This window comes from Pseudomonas sp. 1928-m, from assembly GCF_029269135.1.
Taxonomy (GTDB): Bacteria; Pseudomonadota; Gammaproteobacteria; order Pseudomonadales; family Pseudomonadaceae; genus Aquipseudomonas.
In genome coordinates, this window is sequence record NZ_JARIXO010000005.1 from 120,272 (window position 1) to 138,615 (window position 18,344).

14 protein-coding genes are annotated in these 18,344 nt (G+C 63.5%); 11 read left to right on the plus strand and 3 right to left on the minus strand.

Annotated elements, in window-relative coordinates:
* Positions 1–52: 52 nt before the first annotated feature.
* The 3 genes from kdpC to P3C18_RS15965 are packed head-to-tail and all read left to right on the plus strand — an operon-like array spanning position 53 to position 3,982.
* A complete protein-coding gene (gene kdpC, locus P3C18_RS15955; RefSeq protein WP_275962826.1) occupies positions 53–619 on the plus strand; it encodes a potassium-transporting ATPase subunit KdpC in 567 nt (188 codons plus the stop codon).
* Positions 620–624: 5 nt separating this feature from the next.
* Positions 625–3,279: a sensor histidine kinase KdpD gene (locus tag P3C18_RS15960; protein WP_275962827.1), complete on the plus strand. Its 2,655-nt coding sequence runs from the start codon at positions 625–627 to the stop codon at positions 3,277–3,279.
* 10 nt (positions 3,280–3,289) lie between these two features.
* A complete protein-coding gene (locus tag P3C18_RS15965; RefSeq protein ID WP_275962828.1) occupies positions 3,290–3,982 on the plus strand; it encodes a response regulator in 693 nt (230 codons plus the stop codon).
* Here the strand turns inward: P3C18_RS15965 and P3C18_RS15970 are convergent.
* Complete coding sequence (locus tag P3C18_RS15970; RefSeq protein WP_275962829.1) at positions 3,979–5,004, minus strand: patatin-like phospholipase family protein; 1,026 nt, start codon at positions 5,002–5,004, stop codon at positions 3,979–3,981. The genes P3C18_RS15965 and P3C18_RS15970 overlap by 4 nt on opposite strands.
* 245 nt (positions 5,005–5,249) lie before the next feature.
* Between P3C18_RS15970 and P3C18_RS15975 the strand changes: the two genes are divergently transcribed.
* The 3 genes from P3C18_RS15975 (at position 5,250) to P3C18_RS15985 (ending at position 8,282) form a co-directional block, all read left to right on the plus strand.
* Positions 5,250–5,528, plus strand: coding sequence for a hypothetical protein (locus P3C18_RS15975; protein ID WP_090386246.1), 279 nt, complete (start codon positions 5,250–5,252; stop codon positions 5,526–5,528).
* A complete protein-coding gene (locus P3C18_RS15980) occupies positions 5,528–6,136 on the plus strand; it encodes a flavin reductase family protein (RefSeq protein ID WP_275962830.1) in 609 nt (202 codons plus the stop codon). Before P3C18_RS15975 ends, P3C18_RS15980 begins: the two co-directional genes overlap by 1 nt.
* A gap of 181 nt (positions 6,137–6,317) precedes the next feature.
* Positions 6,318–8,282, plus strand: a complete 1,965-nt coding sequence (locus P3C18_RS15985) for a methyl-accepting chemotaxis protein (RefSeq protein ID WP_275962831.1) — start codon at positions 6,318–6,320, stop codon at positions 8,280–8,282.
* A gap of 52 nt (positions 8,283–8,334) precedes the next feature.
* Here P3C18_RS15985 and P3C18_RS15990 read toward each other — a convergent pair whose 3' ends face one another.
* Entirely contained in the window at positions 8,335–11,034 is a 2,700-nt protein-coding gene (locus tag P3C18_RS15990) for a cation-transporting P-type ATPase (RefSeq protein WP_275962832.1), read from the minus strand.
* Positions 11,035–11,203: 169 nt separating this feature from the next.
* On the opposite strand from P3C18_RS15990, the gene P3C18_RS15995 reads away from it, so the two are divergent.
* From P3C18_RS15995 to P3C18_RS16015, 5 genes are all read left to right on the plus strand, one after another.
* Positions 11,204–12,121 carry an AAA family ATPase gene (locus tag P3C18_RS15995; RefSeq protein WP_275962833.1) on the plus strand — a complete coding sequence of 306 codons (918 nt, stop codon included), beginning with the start codon at positions 11,204–11,206 and terminating at the stop codon, positions 12,119–12,121.
* Positions 12,118–13,074 (plus strand): DUF58 domain-containing protein, encoded by a 957-nt coding sequence (locus P3C18_RS16000; protein WP_275962834.1) that lies wholly within the window; start codon positions 12,118–12,120, stop codon positions 13,072–13,074. The genes P3C18_RS15995 and P3C18_RS16000 overlap by 4 nt, the downstream gene beginning before the upstream one ends.
* Positions 13,071–15,065, plus strand: coding sequence for a DUF3488 and DUF4129 domain-containing transglutaminase family protein (locus P3C18_RS16005; RefSeq protein WP_275962835.1), 1,995 nt, complete (start codon positions 13,071–13,073; stop codon positions 15,063–15,065). Before P3C18_RS16000 ends, P3C18_RS16005 begins: the two co-directional genes overlap by 4 nt.
* Before the next feature lie 69 nt (positions 15,066–15,134).
* Positions 15,135–15,908, plus strand: a complete 774-nt coding sequence (locus tag P3C18_RS16010) for a CHAD domain-containing protein (RefSeq protein WP_275962836.1) — start codon at positions 15,135–15,137, stop codon at positions 15,906–15,908.
* A gap of 107 nt (positions 15,909–16,015) precedes the next feature.
* Complete coding sequence (locus P3C18_RS16015) at positions 16,016–16,813, plus strand: thioesterase family protein (protein WP_275962837.1); 798 nt, start codon at positions 16,016–16,018, stop codon at positions 16,811–16,813.
* A 17-nt stretch (positions 16,814–16,830) separates the two neighbouring features.
* Here the strand turns inward: P3C18_RS16015 and P3C18_RS16020 are convergent, their stop codons facing one another.
* The gene (locus tag P3C18_RS16020; RefSeq protein WP_275962838.1) at positions 16,831–18,297 is read right to left on the minus strand and encodes a methyl-accepting chemotaxis protein; all 1,467 of its coding nucleotides are present in this window, start codon (positions 18,295–18,297) and stop codon (positions 16,831–16,833) included.
* Between the last annotated feature and the right edge of the window lie 47 nt (positions 18,298–18,344).

Here is an 18,344-nt window from a genome sequence, read left to right on the forward strand (position 1 = left end):
ATGAACTCCGGGCCCGGGTTGCATCCGGCTACACAGAATCTGGAGATTTATCATGCTCAAACAACTCCGCCCAGCCATTAGCGTGCTGGCCTTTATGACCCTGGTCACCGGTGTGGTTTACCCCCTGACCGTTACCGGCGTGGCGCAGCTGGCGTTCCCGGCGCAGGCCAATGGCAGCCTGCTGCACAATCAACAAGGCGAGGTGCTCGGTAGCGCGTTATTGGCGCAACCCTTCGAGGGCGCACAGTGGTTTCAGCCGCGCCTATCGGCCGGTGATTACGCCACCGTAGCCAGTGGCGCGAGCAACCTGGCACCGAGCAACCCGGCGTTGGCTGAGCGGATCGCTGCAGATGCGCAGCGCTTGCAGGCTGAAGGCCAGGGCGCCGTGCCCATGCAACTGGTGACCACCTCCGGCAGCGGTCTCGACCCGCATCTGTCACCCGAGGCCGCCAGTTATCAGGTAACGCGTATTGCCACGGCGCGGGGCATTCCTGCGGCCAGTCTGCAACGGCTGATTGAGCAGCATGTGGAAAAGCCACTGGTTGGCCCGGCAGTGGTCAACGTGCTGGCGCTTAACCTGGCGCTGGCCGACAATTCGCCTCCCGCCAAAGCTGAGTAACCTGCATGAGTGATGCTGTACGCGCCGATGCCCTGCTCGATGAGATGCCGCGAGAGGGTCGTGGCCGGCTAAAGGTCTTTCTCGGTGCGGCACCTGGCGTAGGTAAAACCTACGCCATGTTGCAGGCGGCGCAGGCGCAATTGCGCCAGGGCGTCGACCTGCGCGTGGGTGTGGTGGAAACCCATGGCCGCGCGGAAACCGAGGCGATGCTTACCGGCTTGCCGCAACAGCCGCAGCGGCGTCTGGAATACCGTGGTGTGGCGCTGAGCGAGATGGACCTCGACGGCATTCTGGCCAAGCCGCCAAAGCTGCTGCTGGTCGATGAGCTGGCGCACAGCAATGCCCCAGGCAGCCGCCACAGCAAACGCTGGCAGGATGTGCAGGAGCTGCWGGATGCCGGCATCGACGTGTACACCACGGTCAACGTGCAGCACCTCGAAGCGCTGAATGATCAGGTGCGCGACATCACCGGCGTGCAGGTGCGTGAAACCCTGCCGGACTGGGTGTTGCAGGAAGCCGACGAGATTCTGCTGATCGACCTGCCGCCGCGCGAGCTGCTGGAGCGCCTGCGTGAGGGCAAGGTGTATGTGCCGGAACAGGCGCGCGCCGCCATCGATGCATTTTTCAGCCAGACCAACCTCACCGCGCTGCGCGAACTGGCGATGCAGACTGCTGCGGCGCGGGTCGATGCGGACCTGAGTCGACGCTACCGCCAGCAAGGTCAGCAAGCGCCTGCGCTGCGTGGCCGCCTGCTGGTCGGCATCGACGGCGATGCTCAGGCCGAACGGCTGGTGCGACATGCCTGCCGGGTGGCCGAGCGCCGTCATCTGCCTTGGTCGGTGGTCTATGTGGACACCGGCGGTGAGCGCGATGAAACCCGTTTGAGCCACCTGCAAGGCGCGCAGCAACTGGCTGAGCGCCTGGGCGGCGAGGTGGTCAGTCTGCGCGGCAGCGAGGTGGCGAAAACCCTGATCGAGCATGCCCGCGAACGCCGCGCCAGCCTGATTCTGGTCGGCCGCAGCCGGCAACGTCTGCGGCGTATCTGGCACCTCGGTCGGGGCTTGGCTGAGCGTCTGCTGCAGCGCGGGCAGGGCCTGGAAATCAGCGTGCTGGATACCGAGGCAAGCAATGCCCCGGCCCTGTCGCGGCGGCGCCAGCCGGTGGTCTGGCGTGACTATCTGCTGGCGTTAATAGCTACGCTGCTGGCCTCGGCCGTGGCGCTGGGTTTATCCCGTGTACTGGAGTTGCCGAATATCTCGCTGATCCTGCTGGCAGCGGTATTGGTGGTGGCGGTGCGCAGCAGCCTGGGCCCGGCCATGGCGTGCGCCGGGCTGTCGTTTCTGGCGTACAACTTTTTGTTTATTCCGCCGACCCTGACCCTGACCATCGACCGTCAGCAGGACGTGCTGACCCTGTTGTTCTTTCTGCTGATGGCCGGGCTGACCGGTAATCTGGCCAGCCGCCAGCGCCAGCAATTGCAGGCCTTGCGTGAGACGCAGCGAGAAACCAGCGCACTGCTGGAGCTGTCGCGTAAGCTGACGGCGGCCACCGACCGCCAGGCGGTATTGGCCGCCGCCATGCAGCAGCTGGGGCTGTGGCAGGACGTCGAGGTCAGCCTGCTGTCGCGTAGCCCGGACGCGCTGTGGAAGGTGGAGGCGGGGGCGCAGCGCCTGCTCACTGATCTGGAGCGAGCGGCGGCGGACTGGTCCTGGCAGCACGATCAGCCGGCGGGGCTGGGCACCGGCACCTTGCCGGACGGGCGCTGGTGGTGGTTGCCATTGTCCGGTGAAGAAGGGCCGCTGTTGCTGCTCGGTATCAGCCCCAAGGATGGCAGGGCCTTGCCGGCCGAACGGCGGCGCTTGCTTACGGCGTTGGGTCAGCCCTTAGCCCAAGCTCTGGAGCGCGCGCAACTGGCCGAGGACTTGGAAGCCGCGCGCCTGCACGGGCAGACCGAGGAACTGCGCAGCGCGCTGCTGGCGTCGGTGTCCCATGATCTGCGCACACCGCTGACCGCCATGCGCGGCTCGATCGACAGCCTGCTGGCGCTGGGTGAGCAGATTCCCCTGGCGGATCGCCGTGAGCTGCTGGAAGGCACCCGCGATGAGGCCGAGCGCCTCGACCGCTATATCCAGAACCTGCTAGACATGACCCGCCTGGGCCACGGCGGGCTGAAGCTGGCGCGTGACTGGGTGGCCCCGGCGGATATCGTCGCCAGTGCGACCCAGCGCCTGCGCCCGGTGTTATCGGCCTTGCAGCTGGAAATACAGGTGCCGCAACAGCTGCCGCTGCTCTATGTGCATGCAGCGCTGATCGAACAGGCGCTGGTTAATGTGCTGGAGAATGCGGCGCGTTTTTCCCCGCCCCAGGGGCGTTTGCGTGTGGCCATCGAGGCGGATGCCGAAGAACTGCGCTTTATTGTCAGTGACCAGGGGCCGGGTATTCCCGAGCATGAGCGCACGAAGATTTTCGATATGTTCTACACCGCTGCCCGGGGTGATCGCGGCGGGCAGGGCACTGGTCTGGGTCTGGCGATCTGCCAGGGCATGCTCGGCGCCCATGGTGGCCGAGTGACGGTGGGCGAAGGGCTGGATGGCCTGGGCGCAAGCCTGACCCTGCACCTGCCGTTGCACGCCCAGCCGCAGATGGAAGAAGAACAGTGATGGATAGCCGATGAGCCAAAACCCCGCGACCATTCTGGTCATCGACGACGAAGCACAGATTCGCAAGTTTCTGCGCATTAGCCTTACGGCTCAGGGCTACAAGGTGTTGGAAGGCGCTACTGGGCAGGAAGGTCTGGCCCAAGCCGCGCTGGGCAAACCGGACCTGGTGGTACTCGACCTCGGCCTGCCGGATATGGACGGCCAACAGGTGCTGCGCGAGCTGCGCGCCTGGTCGCAGGTGCCGGTACTGGTGCTGTCAGTGCGCGCCAGCGAAGGTGAAAAGGTCCTGGCGCTGGATGGCGGCGCCAATGACTWCGTGACCAAACCGTTCGGTATTCAGGAATTCCTCGCCCGCGTGCGCGTGTTGCTGCGCCTGGCCGGCGGTGTGGAGCAGGCCAGCGCGGCGGTCAGCAGCGGCCCGCTGCAAGTGGATTTCGCTTATCGCCGAGTCAGCCTGGATGGTGTGGAAATCAGCCTGACGCGCAAGGAATACGCGGTGCTGGCGCAACTGGCGCGGCATATCGGCCGGGTGGTGACTCAACAGCAACTGCTCAAAGACATCTGGGGCCCAACCCACGGCGAGGACAGCCACTATCTGCGCGTGGTGGTCGGCCACTTACGGCAGAAACTCGGCGACGACCCCACCGCGCCACGTTTTATCGTTACCGAGGCGGGAGTCGGCTATCGCCTGCGTGAAGCCTAACGATCACCGCGCTCGTACTTATCCAGGGTATCGCTGGCGATCTGCCGGCCGAGCATGATCAGCTCCGGCGCCTTGTAGAACTCGAAGAAACGGCACACCCGCTTGGGCACGTTGATCAGGATATCCGGCGGGTAGCCGGCGATCTTGTACTGCGCCAGTGAGGTCTGCATCACTTCGAAGCTCTGGTTGATCAGCTCCAGCAGTGAGGCGGGGCCGCTGAGGTCGGCGACTCGCGAGCCGCTGGCGGATTTCGGCGCGGCGGGTTTGTCCAGGCTGCCGCGAGCGTTCTGCTGCCAGGGGTTGATGGCTTCGGGTTGTACTGCATGGCTCTGGTCTTCCAGCAGAAGCAGTTCGTCGTCTTCCCCAGGTTTGCGTTTGAACGAGGGCAGGCGCGAGCCGAGTGAACTCATCAGCAGGTCGAAACGGCCCTTGAGCGCCGGCGCGCGTTCGATAATCGGCAGCTCGTAGTGCTGCTGATGGGCCGAGTTGAGGTTGACCGCGATAATCAGGTCGCAGTGCGCGGATACCACCGGGACGATGGGCAAAGGGTTAAGCAGGCCGCCATCGACCAGCATGCGCTTGCCTTGCACCACCGGGGTAAACAGGCTGGGAATCGCCGCCGAGGCGCGCATGGCCTGGTGCAGGCAGCCTTCCTGAAACCAGATTTCCTGCTGGTTGGTCAGGTCGGTGGCCACGGCGGTGAAGGGGATGGGTAGCTCTTCGATATTGATCTCGCCGACTATTTCGCGAATCTTGCCGAAGACCTTTTCACCGCGAATCGCCCCCAGGCGAAAACTCACATCAAGCAGGCGCAGCACGTCCAGATAATCCAGGCTCTGCGTCCATTCGCGGTATTCATTGAGTTTGCCGGCGGCGTAGATGCCGCCGACCACCGCGCCCATGGAACAACCGGCAATGCAGGCGATTTCATAACCACGGGCTTCCAACTCTTCAATCACGCCGATGTGCGCATAACCGCGCGCACCACCGGAGCCCAGTACCAGGGCAATGCGCTTACTCATCCTGACGTCCCCCATCACTATTTATCTCGCGAACATACGCGCCGTGCCGCGCGCCGCCAAGGCGCGATTTGCTAGTATCCAGCGCATTCGAGTTTACCCGCTGTGGCTGGCTAGAGCGGTTTCAGCAGTGTCGGCACTTTTCTCTGTTCTACGCGTCTTACTGGCTGTATTGATGCATCGCGAACATTGACGGCGATGCGTTGTGCTGCCGAGTCAATCGTCTGTCTATTTGCAGGAGTTACCTGATGAAACTGTGGATCGTGTTGCCCATGCTGCTGTTGGTGCTAAGCGGTTGTGCGGGGAAAACGGCTTATCGCAACAGCTGCGCCAATCAGCTGGACGCCGCCTGGCGCGAGCTGGACCTGGCCAAGGCTGAGGGCTTTGCCGGTACGGTGAGTTACTCCAAGGCGTTGTCGCTGCTGACGGCGGCGAAAACCCAGCAGCAGTTCGAGGGTTACAAGGGCTGTACGGCGAAGTCCGAGCGTGCCCGTTTCTATATCCGTGAGTCGCGAGCAGGCCGCTGATGCAACTGGATTTCAGCGCACTCGAACCGCTCGAACGCTACCGCTGGCTGGCGTCGACCATCACCCCACGACCGATTGCCTGGGTCTCCAGCCAATCGGCCGAGGGTGTTAACAACCTGGCGCCGTTCAGCTTCTTTCAGGTGATCAGCGATGACCCGCCGACCCTGATGGTCAACGTCAATCACCGCGCCGATGGTGGCCTCAAGGACACCCTGCTGAATGTGCAGGCCAGCGGCGAGCTGGTGATTCAGCTGGTGTCCTTTGCCCAGGCCGAGGCGATGAATGCCAGCGCGGCTGTGCTGCCCTACGGCATCAGCGAGTTTGAGCAGTGTGGCATCGCCAGCCAGCCTTCGCAGCGAGTCGCACCGCCTCGGGTGGCCGGTGCGGCGGTGGCCTTTGAGTGCCGGGTGGCGCAGATTCAGGCCTACCCGGCAGACAAGCCCAATTGCCACCTGATCTTTGCCGAAGTGCTGTTGGCGCATATCGACGATGCGGTGCTCAATGAGCAGGGCCGTATCGATGCGCACAAGCTCGATCTGGTTGGGCGTCTGGGCGGCATGGCCTATAGCCGTACCCGCGATACCTTCGAGATGCGCCGCCCTGGCTGATGCGCGTGGCTGCCTGCGGCCACGCCTAGGCGCACGAATCGACGCAAAAACGACCTCCGTTTAGCTGTTAGCACCACGCACCAGCCTGCTGGCTTGTCGCCAGCACGGCTGTGCTCCTATGTTGCCAACCTTGAATGCAGGCAGCGCCGGGCTGCCTTGTGGTCATTCGGCAGGGGGAGCTATGTGGACTGTGGTGCAGCGGCGGGTCGCCAGTTTGAGCACGGCGAGCAAACTGGCTTCGGGCTTTGGCATTGTCCTGGCGCTCACCGCGCTGGTGGCGGCCACCGGGTTTCTGGCGTTGCGCGATGTCAGTGCGCGTTCGACGCTGCTCGAACGCATGAGCGCGATCAATAGCCAGGTTATGCAGATCCGCCGTAGCGAGCAGGATTTCGTCCTCAGCAGCGACAAGCAGCACGCCACCCGGCTGCACGAACAGGCGCAGCAGATTCTCGATGCCACTACCGCGTTGCAGGCCCAATTACCGCAAGCCGAGCGCGCCGGGCTGGAGCAGGTGGCCGAGGCCATGACGGCCTATCGCGCGGCCTTCGATCGCTATGTCGAGCAGAGCGACAATATGCACCTGTCGTTGGAAGCCGCCACCTGGCTGGTGGTGAGCGCGTCCAACAGCCTGGATCTGCTCAAGGATGGTTTGGCCGAAGACGGCGTTGATCTGCTGAAAAGCAGCCAGGGTCTGCAGGGTGCTGAGTCCGTGCTGCAGGCCGGGCAGATCAGCCAAGTGCATCAGTTGCTGTTGCGTGCCCTGGATCAGGCCCGTGTGCTGCTGGAGCAGAGCCGCAGCAGTGGCGAGGCGACCCCGACCAGCATTCAGGAAGCCATTGACGCCCAGAAACTAGCCGGTGAGCTGCGTGATGCCATGGAGGACCCCGGTTATGCGGCGGTGCTGGCCGAGGTGATCGGCAACGTCAATTCCTTCAATGACCGACTCAATGAATACACCGGGCTGCTGCAGCAGCAAAAACGCGAATACCAGAACCTGGTGCAGCAGGCTGAGCGCATTCTGGCCCTGGTCGATCAGGCCTATGGGCGGCAGAAGGCCAGCCTGAATGGGCAATTGCAGGCCAGTACCTGGTTGATTGTGCTGGCCACGGCACTGGCGCTGCTGATTGGTTTGCTGGCGACGCTGACCATCACCCTGCTGATCGTGCGTCCGCTCAAGCAGGTGATCGAGCAGGCGCGGCGCATTGCCGACGGCGATCTCAGCGTGCAGGTCGAGGTGCAGCGTGGCGACGAGATCGGCCAGTTGCAGGCGGCCATGCAGGGCATGTCCAGCAACCTGCGCGAGATGGTCGGGCGCCTGCAGGGCGGGGTGCTGCAAATATCTGCGTCGGCGCAGTCGCTGTCAGCCAGTACCGAGCAAACGCGTCTGGGAGTGAATGGACAGAAGGTCGAAACCGATCAGGTCGCCACCGCCATGAGCGAGATGACTGCCACCGTGCATGAGGTGGCGCGCAATGCCGAGGCTGCGGCGTCTTCCACCGAACAGGCGGATCGCCGCGTCAACAGCGGCGTGGCCGTGGTGCAGCAGACCCTGGGGCGGATCAACCAGTTGGCCAGTGCCATGCAGACCACCACGCAGAGTATCGAACGCCTCAGCCAGGACACCCAGCGCATCGACTCGGTGCTGGATGTGATCAAGAGCGTGGCCGAGCAGACCAACCTGCTGGCACTCAACGCGGCCATCGAGGCCGCCAGGGCAGGCGAGCAGGGCCGTGGTTTTGCCGTGGTGGCCGATGAGGTGCGCGCGCTGGCGCGGCGCACCCAGCAGTCCACGGCGGAAATCGAGGGGCTGATCGCCACCCTGCGTGAAGGTACGCGGCGCTCCGTGGCGGACATGCACCAGAGTGGCGTGCTGGTGACGCAGACTGTAGAGGATGCCAACCAGACCGAAGGCGCGCTGGCGGAAATCGCCGCAGCAGTCAGCCAGATTTTCGAGATGAACCAGCAGATTGCCGCTGCCGCCGAACAGCAGACGGCGGTGGCAGAGGAAATCAGCCGCAGCGTTACCTCGATTCGCGATATTGCCGATCAGTCCGCGTTGGCCATGGACGAGTCCGCCAGCTCGAGCATTCAGCTGGCAGAACTGGGCCGCGAGCTGCAGGGCATGGCGGGGCGCTTTCGCTTGTAAAAGCGCCCGCGAGCGGCTGCCGAGAGCATTTAGGCAAGGACATAGGCGGCGTTTAGCGTGACTCCTGGCTGCGTTTTAGTCGCYGCAACAGCCACTTCTCCGCTTCAACACAGGCGCATACCMCTAGCGCTACCAGCAGGCACCAACCCCAGGCGAATGCCGGCAGGGCGGCGGTGGCGAACACCTGCTGCATGGCCGGCCAATAGGTGAGCAACAGTTGCAGGCTGAGCAACAGGCCGATCATGCCCCAGATCATTGGGTTGTCGCGTAGGCCGAAGTTCGCCGGCCCTGCGAGGCGCCGGCTGCTGAACAGGTAGCCGATTTCGCAGGCAACCAGCGCGTTGACCGCCAGGGTGCGGCTGCTTTCAAGGCTCCATCCCAGCATCTGCGTGTAGAGGAACAGGCCCAGGCTGGCCAGGGTCATCAGCGTGCCGATAAACAGCACGCGCCAGAGTAGATGCCGGCTGAGCAGATTGACCTTGGGGTCGCGTGGCGGGCGGCGCATCAGGTCGGCTTCTGCCGGCTCAAACGCCAGGGCCAGCGCCAGGGTTACGGCGGTGATCATATTGATCCAGAGAATCTGCAAAGGAGTTATGGGCAAGGTCAGGCCCAGGGCGATGGCTGCCAGCAGGATCATCGCTTCACCGCCATTGGTGGGCAGGATAAACAGGATGGTCTTCTTCAGGTTGTCATAGACCGTGCGGCCTTCCTCGACCGCGTGGGCGATGGTGGCGAAGTTGTCGTCGGCCAGCACCATCTGCGCCGCTTCCTTGGCCGCCTCAGTGCCCTTGATGCCCATGGCGATACCGATGTCCGCACGTTTCAGCGCTGGCGCGTCGTTGACGCCGTCGCCGGTCATGGCCACCCGCGCGCCACAGGCTTGCAAGCGTTCAACCAGGCGTAGCTTGTGCGCCGGGCTGGTGCGGGCGAATACGTTGGTGGTGGGCAACAACTGATCCAGCTGGCTGTCGCTGAGGCTGTCGAGCTCGGCCCCGGTCAGCGGTTTGCCATCGCCCAGGCCGAGGCGCTGGGCAATGGCGCTGGCGGTGCCGGCATGGTCGCCGGTAATCATCTTCACCGCGATGCCGGCGCTGTGGCAGTCGGCGATGGCGGCAATGGCTTCCTCGCGGGGCGGGTCGAGCATGCCGACCAGACCGAGCAGCACGTAATCGCCGTCCAGGTCCTGATAATCGAGGCTCTGCTGCGGTTCRCCGAGCGGCCGAATGGCCAGGCCGAGCATGCGCAGCCCCTGGCTGGCGCCGCTGTCCAACRCCTGATGCCAGTGGCGTGGGTCGAGCGGTTCGGGGTGACCGTCGCGCCATTGGTGGTTGCAGGCTTCGAGCAGGCGTTCCGGGGCGCCGATCATATAGATCAGGCCATGGCGGGCATGGTCATGGTGCAGGCTGGCGGTGCAGCGTTGCTCGGAACTGAAGGGGATGGCATCGACCTGCGGCAGGTTGCGCGCCTCATGCTGCAGTTCCAGGCCGACTTTGCCGGCCAGGGTCAGCAGGGCGGCTTCGGTGGGATCGCCAGTGATGCACCAGCCGTTCTCGCCGCTGCGCAGGCTGGCATTATTGGCCAGCAGGCCGGCACGCGCGAGCTCGCGCAGGTCATCGGCGGCGTCCAGCTGGCACAGCTGGCCGTCATCGCAGTGAATGCTGCCTTGCGGTGCATAGCCGACGCCATCGACGCTGTAATGGTGGGCGGCGGTAAACACCTGCTGCACGGTCATCTCGTTGCGCGTCAGGGTGCCGGTCTTGTCCGAGCAGATCACCGTCACCGCGCCGAGGCTTTCCACCGCTGGCAAATGGCGGATGATCGCCCTGCGTTTGGCCATGCGCTGCACGCCGAGGGCAAGGATGATCGTCAGCACCGCCGGCAGGCCTTCGGGAATGGCCGCCACCGCCAGGCTGACTGCGGCCAGCAGCATGTCCTCGGCGCTGTAGCCCCGCAGCAGTACGCCAAAGGCAAAGGTCAGCAGCGCCAGAACGAGAATGCCCAGGGTCAGGTGGCGGGCAAATTTGGCCATGTCGACCAGCAATGGGGTCTGCAGGCTGACCACGTTTTCCAGCATATGGCTGATCTTGCCCAGCTCGGTCTGCTTGGCCGTGGCCACCACCACGCCTGCAGCGCTACCGGCATTCACCAGGGTGCCGGAGTAGGCCATGCAGTGGCGGTCGGCCAGGCTGGTTGCGGCGTCAACGGCATCCTGGTGTTTAGCCACGGGCAGGGATTCACCGGTCAGTGCGGCCTCATCAATGCGCAGATCGCGAGTTTCCAGCAGGCGCAGGTCGGCGGGCACGCGGTCACCGGCTTCCAGCAGCACCCAGTCGCCGGGCACCAGTTGTTCGGCGGCAATGCTGTGCACCTGGCCGTTGCGGCGCACCCGGCTTTCCAGGCTGAGCATCTGCTGAATCGCCAGCATGGCGTGCTGGGCTTTGCCTTCCTGAACAAAGCCGACCAGGGCATTGATCAGCACCACGGCAAAGATCACCGCACTGTCGAGCCATTCGCCCAGCAGCAGGGTGAGCAGGCAGGCGCCGAGCAGAACGTAAATCAGCAGGTTGTGAAACTGCAGGGCAAAGCGCATTAACGGCCCGCTGGTCTGTTGTTGCGGCAGCAGGTTGAGGCCGTGCTCGCTCAGGCGCTGGGCGGCGTCGGCACTGTCCAGGCCTTGGACGCTGCTGTTGAGGTGCTGCAGGCTTTGTTGCGCTGGCAGGGCGTGCCAGTCATGACCAGATGGCGCTTGCATTCGATGTGCTCCAGCGCTGTTCGGGTCTTTAGCCTAAACACCACAAACGAGGTGAGTGTTGGCTTGGATCAATTGAATGGCTCACAAGTTCGTCAGTAAAGGTTTCCAGCCGCTATGCCGTGGCAGCGCGGCGCAGTAGCATCGCCAATCGGTCTTAAAGGAGTGATACATGCGCGCCAAACTGGAAACTGTGCTGCAGACGGTCAATCAAGTGCTTCTGGGCAAGGAGCCGCAGGTGCGGTTGGCGTTGACCTGTTTGTTGGCCCAGGGCCACCTGCTGATCGAAGACTTGCCCGGCATGGGCAAAACCACCCTCAGCCACGCCCTGGCCAAGGTATTGGGCCTGAGTTTTCAGCGCATCCAGTTCACCTCTGACCTGCTGCCCGGCGACATCCTCGGCACCTCGGTGTTCGATAAGGACACCGGGCAATTTATCTTCCACCCAGGGCCGATCTTCGCCGAGCTGGTGCTGGCCGATGAGATCAACCGCGCTACGCCGAAAAGCCAGAGTGCGCTGCTCGAAGCCATGGAAGAGGGCCAGGTAACCATCGAAGGCGCGACCCGGCCTTTGCCCGAGCCGTTCTTTGTAATCGCCACGCAGAACCCGGTGAGCCAGGGCGGCACCTTCGCCTTGCCCGAGTCGCAACTGGATCGCTTTCTGATGCGCCTGTCGCTTGGCTACCCGGGTAAGGCGGCGGAGAAAGCCCTGCTGCTGGGCGACTCGCGGCGCTCTGTGCTGCCCACTCTGCCGGCGCTGTTGGATCACGCTGAATTGGCCCTGCTGCAGGCCGAAGTACCGAAAGTGCGCGCCAGCGATGCGCTGATCGACTATGTGTTGCGCCTGGTCGATGCCACCCGCACCCAGCCGCAGTTCGCCTGGGGCCTGTCGCCTCGGGCCAGCCTGGCGCTGCTGGCAGCGGCGCGGGCCTGGGCCTTCCTCGCCGGGCGTGATTATGTGATTCCGGAAGATGTGCAGGCCGTGCTGCCGTCGGTGGTCGGCCATCGTCTGCGTGAGCGCGCCGATCCTGCCGGGCATGGCGCCGGCAGCCTGGTGCAGTGGTTGCTGCGTGAGGTGCCGGCGCTTTGATCGCCCAGCTCAGACCACGCTGGAACCGCTGGCTGGCCCGGCGTATTCCGCCTGCCAGCAGCGTGCGGCTCAACCAGCGGCGGATCTTTATCATCCCCAGCCGGGTTGGCGCGGCCTTTACGCTGGCGCTGCTGTTGATGCTGCTGGCGGCGATCAACTACCAGAACAGCCTGGCCTATGGCCTGACCTTTCTGTTGGCCTCGGTGTTTGTCGTGGCCATTCTGCACACCTACCGCAACCTGGCGGGGTTGATCCTCAAGGCCGGCAGTGCGCCGGCAGTGTTTGTCGGCGAACCCGCCGGTTTTCGCGTGCGTCTGGAAAGCAGTCAGCGGCCCCATCAGGCCGTCAGCCTGGGTTGGCCACCGGCCGAATTGCAGACGCTGGATGTGCCAGCCGAGGGCGTGAGTGAGTGCCAGCTCAACCTGCCGGCGTTGCAGCGCGGTTGGCTACGACCCGGTCGTCTGCGGGTCGAGAGCCGTTTCCCGCTGGGTATTCTGGTGGCCTGGAGTTGGGTCGATCTGGATCAGCGCGTGTTGGTTTATCCACGGCCCTTGCCTGGCGATCTGCCGCTGTCCGCTGGCGCCAGTGAGGATCAGGACGAGGAGGGCAGTCGGCCCCATGGTCAGGGCGTGGACGATTACCAGGGGCTGAAAACCTACCAGCCGGGTGATTCCAAGCGCCGCCTGCACTGGAAAGCCTATTCCCGTGGTCAGGGGTTGCTGGTCAAGGACTTTGCCTCGATCACCGGGCGTGACCTGTACCTGGATTTCGACGCCTTGGCCGGTGATGTCGAAACCCGACTGTCGCTGCTCTGCCACTGGGTGCTGCAGCTGTCCGAACGTCAGCAGCCGTTTGCCCTGAGCTTGCCTGGCCAGGTGCTGGGCGCCGATAGCGGCGAGCTGCACCGCGATGCCTGTCTGCGCGCCCTGGCGCTATTCGGGCGTGCACCATGAGCCGGGTTACGGCGATTCCGCGGATCAGTCTGACCTGGCTGCTGGTGGCACAGGTGCTGGTGATCATTCCCCATCTGACGCATTTACCGCTGTGGATCATCGGCCTGTGGCTGGGCAGTGCGGCCTGGCGCATCCAGATTTTCCGCATGCGTGCGCGCTACCCGAATGCCTGGGCCAAGGGCGGTTTGATGCTGGCGGCGGCGCTCGGGGTGTTTTTCTCTCGTGGCAGCCTGATCGGTCTGGATGCCGGGACAGTGCTTTTAGTAGCTGCTTTTGTCCTCAAACTGCTAGAGATGCATACGCGGCGTGATGCGCTGCTGCTGATCTTTCTTGGTTTTTTCGTTGTGGTCACTGCCTACCTGTTCGACGACAGCATGCTGATGGCGTTCTACAGTCTGTTGCCGGTCGCTGCTTTGCTCGCCGCGTTGGTCGGTCTACAACAGAGCAGCCTGGCCACTCAACCCTGGCCGACCGCGCGCCTGGCCGGGATGATGCTGCTGCAAGCGCTGCCGGTGATGTTGCTGCTGTTCGTATTCTTCCCGCGCTTGGACCCGTTGTGGTCATTACCCATGTCCAATGACAAGGCCACCACTGGTCTCTCAGACAGCATGGCCCCGGCGGATATTGCCAATCTAAGTCGCTCTGCCGCCTTGGTGTTTCGCGCCAGCTTTACTGGCGAAACACCGCCGCGTAGTGAGCTGTACTGGCGTGCTCTAACCCTGGATCACTTCGATGGGCGGCGTTGGGCGCAATCACCCTATGCTCAACATACTCCGAGCGTGGAATGGCAGAAACGCGGTGAAGCCCTGAGTTACAGCATCGTTATGCAGCCCAGCGCGCAGCGCTGGCTGTTTGCCCTGGATGTGGCGGAAACCCCACTGGAGCAGACTCGGCAGATGAGCGATTTCCGTCTGCAGCGCCAGCAGCCGATTGATCGCTCGCTGATCTATCAGGTCACCTCCTGGCCGCAGGCGCTGCGTGAGTCACAGCCGCCGCAGGAAACCCTACGTCGCGTGTTGCAGTTGCCACAACGAGGTGAACCGCGCAGTCGCGCCTGGGCCGAGCAGCTCAAACGCGATCATCCGCAGTCCGAGCAACTGGTGCAGGCGCTGCTTAGTTATTTCAATCGTGAGCCCTTTGCTTACACCCTGCGTCCGCCAAGGTTGGGGGTGAACAATATTGATGATTTCCTGTTTGAAACCCGCAGAGGTTTCTGCGCCCACTACGCCGGAGCCATGACCTATGTGCTGCGCGCGGCGGGTATCCCAGCGCGGGTGGTGGCCGGTTATCAGGGCGGCGAGTACAACCCGGCGGGCAACTATGTGCAGGTGCGTCAGTTTGATGCCCATGCTTGGGTTGAGTACTGGCAAGAGGGGCAGGGCTGGGTCAGCGTCGACCCGACCTTCCAGGTGGCGCCCGAGCGGATAGAAATGGGGCTGGAGGAGGCTCTCGCAGATGAGCAGAGCTTTTTGGAGGACTCACTTTTTTCCCCGTTGCGCTACCGCAATCTCAGTTGGTTGAATGAGGTGCGGCTGGCCTGGGACAACGTCAATTACGGCTGGCAACGCTGGGTGCTGGGCTATCAGAGCCAGCAGCAGCTGGAGTTTCTCCAGCGCTGGTTGGGCCGTGTGGATGCCCTGTCGTTGGTGATTGGCTTGGTCGGCGGCGGGGCGTTGCTGCTTGGTCTGCTATCACTCTGGCTGTTCAAGCCCTGGCTGCGTGAGCGCGATGTGCAGCAGCGGCTATTCCGTCGTTTCGAGGGGTTGCTGGCGCGCCATGGTGTGCCGCGTAAGCCCGGCGAAGGGCCGCGCGACTATGCCGCACGGGCAGCCTTGCTGATGCCGGCCCAAGCGCAGGTGATTGGCGAGTTTGCGGCGGCCTTCGAGGCGCAGCGTTATGCCGGGCAGGAACCTTCTGCCGTGCAGTTACGTCAGCATTTGAAGGCGCTGCGGCGGGCGTTGCCTTGGCGGCTTACCCGTTTGGATTCATAGCGACCATTGGCCACTTGTGGCTAAGCAATAAGCGCATAAGCTGGGGAGCAATTTCACAGGAGTGAGGCGATGCAAGGCTTGATTGATGAGGTGCCGCGACACGTACTGCGCATTCAGATGCGCTTGTTTGCCTGCCGTGAACGGCTGCGGGTGACCACTGACGACGAGGCCCTGCACGATCTGCGTATCGCCTTGCGTCAATTGCGCAGCCTGTTGCGGCCGTTATCCTCGGTCGCCGTCTGTGAGGGCTTGCAGCAGCGCGCAGCCGAGTTGGGTCGCTTGACCGGCCCACTACGCGACCTTGAGGTACTGTTGAGCTATCTGCAGCAGCAAGGGCTCGATAGCGCCGCACAATCACGCCAGCCACTGTTACAGCAGGGTTATCTGCAGCTATTGGACAGTACGCCGTTGGCGCATCTGCTGAGTGCGTTGGATGACTGGCCGCAGCAGTGGCGCCAGGCGGCCAGCAGTGGGCAACTGCGTGGCCTGCACAAGCTGATCAGGCAGCGCTTGCGCAAGGATCGCAAGCAATTGGCCAAGGCCCTGCTTGACCCCGCCCATGACCGTCACCGCCTGCGCTTGCTGGTTAAACGTCTGCGTTATGCCGCCGAGGCCTATCCGCAGCTGGCCGAGTTGTCCGGGCGCATGCGCCTGCAGCTGAAACAGGCGCAGTCGGCCCTGGGCGATTGGCACGACCATTGGCAGTGGCTGTTGCGCGCCGAGGCCGAAGCGGATTTGCAGCCGTGTGTACCGGTTTGGCGTGAGGCGATGCAGAGTGCCGAGCAGCAGGCTGATCTGGCCCTGCAGGCATTGACCGCAAGTTTTGCTCGCAGCAGTGGCTGAATTGGCGGAAAAGTCGTTATACATTCGGCTTGTTTGGCCGAAATGTCGTGTCATCTGTGCTCGCCTTTGCCCTAAGATCACCGGCATCTTCAGTGTTCGAGGTGGTTATGGGCTTTTCCGAATTACTCCAGGCGGTGCGCGACAATCCTCGGGCGGTGCTGATTCCCGCGCAGTGGGGGCAAGGTCGCGCCAGTTTTGGCGGGCTGGTGGCGGCGCTGGTGTACGAGGCCATGCGCGCTCAGGTGCCGCGCGGGCGACCGCCGCGTTCCCTGGCGATTACCTTTGTCGGCCCGGCCGCCCCCGATGTGCCGGTACGCTTTGAAGTGGAAGTGCTGCGCGAAGGCAAGGCCGTCAGCCAGGTGCTCGGCCGGGCGATCCAGGATGGCCAGGTGGTGACCCTGGTGCAGGGCAGTTTTGGTGCCGGGCGTGAGTCGCGCATCGCCGTGCAGGCCGATCCCGCGCCGCAAGCCAAGGCGGTGGAGGAGTGCCAGGAGCWGCCGTATATCCCTAACGTCACCCCTGAGTTCACGCGTTTTCTGGCCATGCGTTGGGCGTTTGGCGGCATGCCGTTTACCAATAATCCTTCGCGGGAAATGGGCGGTTGGGTGCGCCTGCGTGATCAAGGCAGCGCGGAACCTGCCAATGAGGCCCATCTATTAGCGTTGGTCGATGCCTGGCCACCTGCGGTGTTGCCGCACCTGAGCGCGCCGGCGCCGGGCAGCTCACTGACCTGGACCATCGAGTTCGTCCAGCCGATGAGCGCGCTGAGTACCCAGGACTGGTGCCTGTACCGCGCGCAGATCGAGCATGCCCGTGATGGTTATGGCCATGTCGCGGCGGCGCTGTGGTCACCGGCCGGTGAGCTGCTGGCGATCAGTCGGCAGACGGTCGCCGTGTTCGGTTAAGCGTCCTGCGCCAGCTCTTATAGTTTGAGCTGGCGAATCGCCTTGTTCAGTTCGCCAGCCAGGTTGGCCAGCTCGCTGCTGGTAACGGCCGACTGACCGGTCTGGCCGACGGTCTGCTCGGTCACGTCGCGGATGCGGATCACCGCGCGGTTCATCTCTTCGGCCACCTGGCTCTGCTGCTCCGCCGCCACGGCGATCTGCGTATTGCTTTCCCGCATCAGCGCCACGGATTCGGTGATGGCGACTAACGCCTGGCCGGCCTCACTGGCCTGTTTGACGCATTCATCGGCCTTGATCGAGCTGTCCTGCATAAAGTCCACGGCATCCCGGGTGCCGCTTTGCAGGGTGTTGATCATCTGGGTGATCACGTCGGTGGAATCCTGCACGCGTCTGGCCAGGTTGCGCACTTCATCGGCGACCACGGCAAAGCCGCGGCCCATTTCGCCGGCGCGGGCGGCTTCGATGGCAGCGTTCAGGGCGAGCAAATTGGTCTGTTCRGCAATGCCGTGAATCTCACTGACTACGCCGCCGATCTTCTGGCTGTCGACCGCCAGCTGTTCGATCATCTGCGCGGTCTGCTGCACGCCGCTGGACAGCCCGGAAATCGACAGGCTCACGCGGTTGACCGCCTGCTGGCCGCTGTGCGCGAGGTGTTCGGCGTTTTTTGACTGGTCGCGGGTATCAGCCGTGTGCTCAGCGATATGGTGCACGGTGGCTGACATTTCGTTGATCGCCGTGGCCGCCTGTTCGGTTTCGCTCTGCTGTTCGAGCATGCCCTGGCGCACGTCGCGCATATTGCCGGCCAGACGCTCGGCACCCTCATCCAGCTGCGCTGCCGACTGGGCGACAATGCCGACCACCCGTTGATAGCCAGCCTGCATGGCATTGAAGGCGCTGGCCATCTGGCCCACTTCATCCTTGCAGTCCAGCGGCACACGGGCGCGGAGGTCGCCGCTCTTTTCCACCTGCAGCATCACGTCCTTGAGGGTGTTGAGGTGGCTGAGCAGAAAGCGAATCAGCAACTGCGAGGCCGCCAGCAACAGCAGCATCAATAGCGCAACGACCAGGGCGTAACTAGGGGCTCGGTCGAAAAATACCTCGGTCAGACTCGGGGCCGAAGCGGTGATGGCCAGGCGCTGACCGTCTTCACGGACGATGACTTCGGCGCCGATCAGCCCATCGCTACCGTTCAAATCGACCCAACCACGTGCGTTGCCCAGGGCGCTGCCCTGATTGTCAGGCAGGCGTGGCGTCTGCCCGCCGGCAACGCTCAGCAGATTGTCGACCTTCGGCAAGGCCAGCTCCTGCGGCCATTGGCTTAATAAACGTGCCTGCTGCTGCGCAGCCTGCTTGGCGGCGTGCTGGTGCACCTGTTGTTCCAGGTGCAGGGCGTAGAGCACCAGCAGCAGCGTAGTAAAGAACGCTACGGCATTTACGGCCCAGAATTTGTACTTCAGGGAAAGGTCGCTGATCCAATGGCCCATGCAGGTGTCTCTGTGTGAGGTGAAGGCTTGGCAAAGTGCCAGTAGTG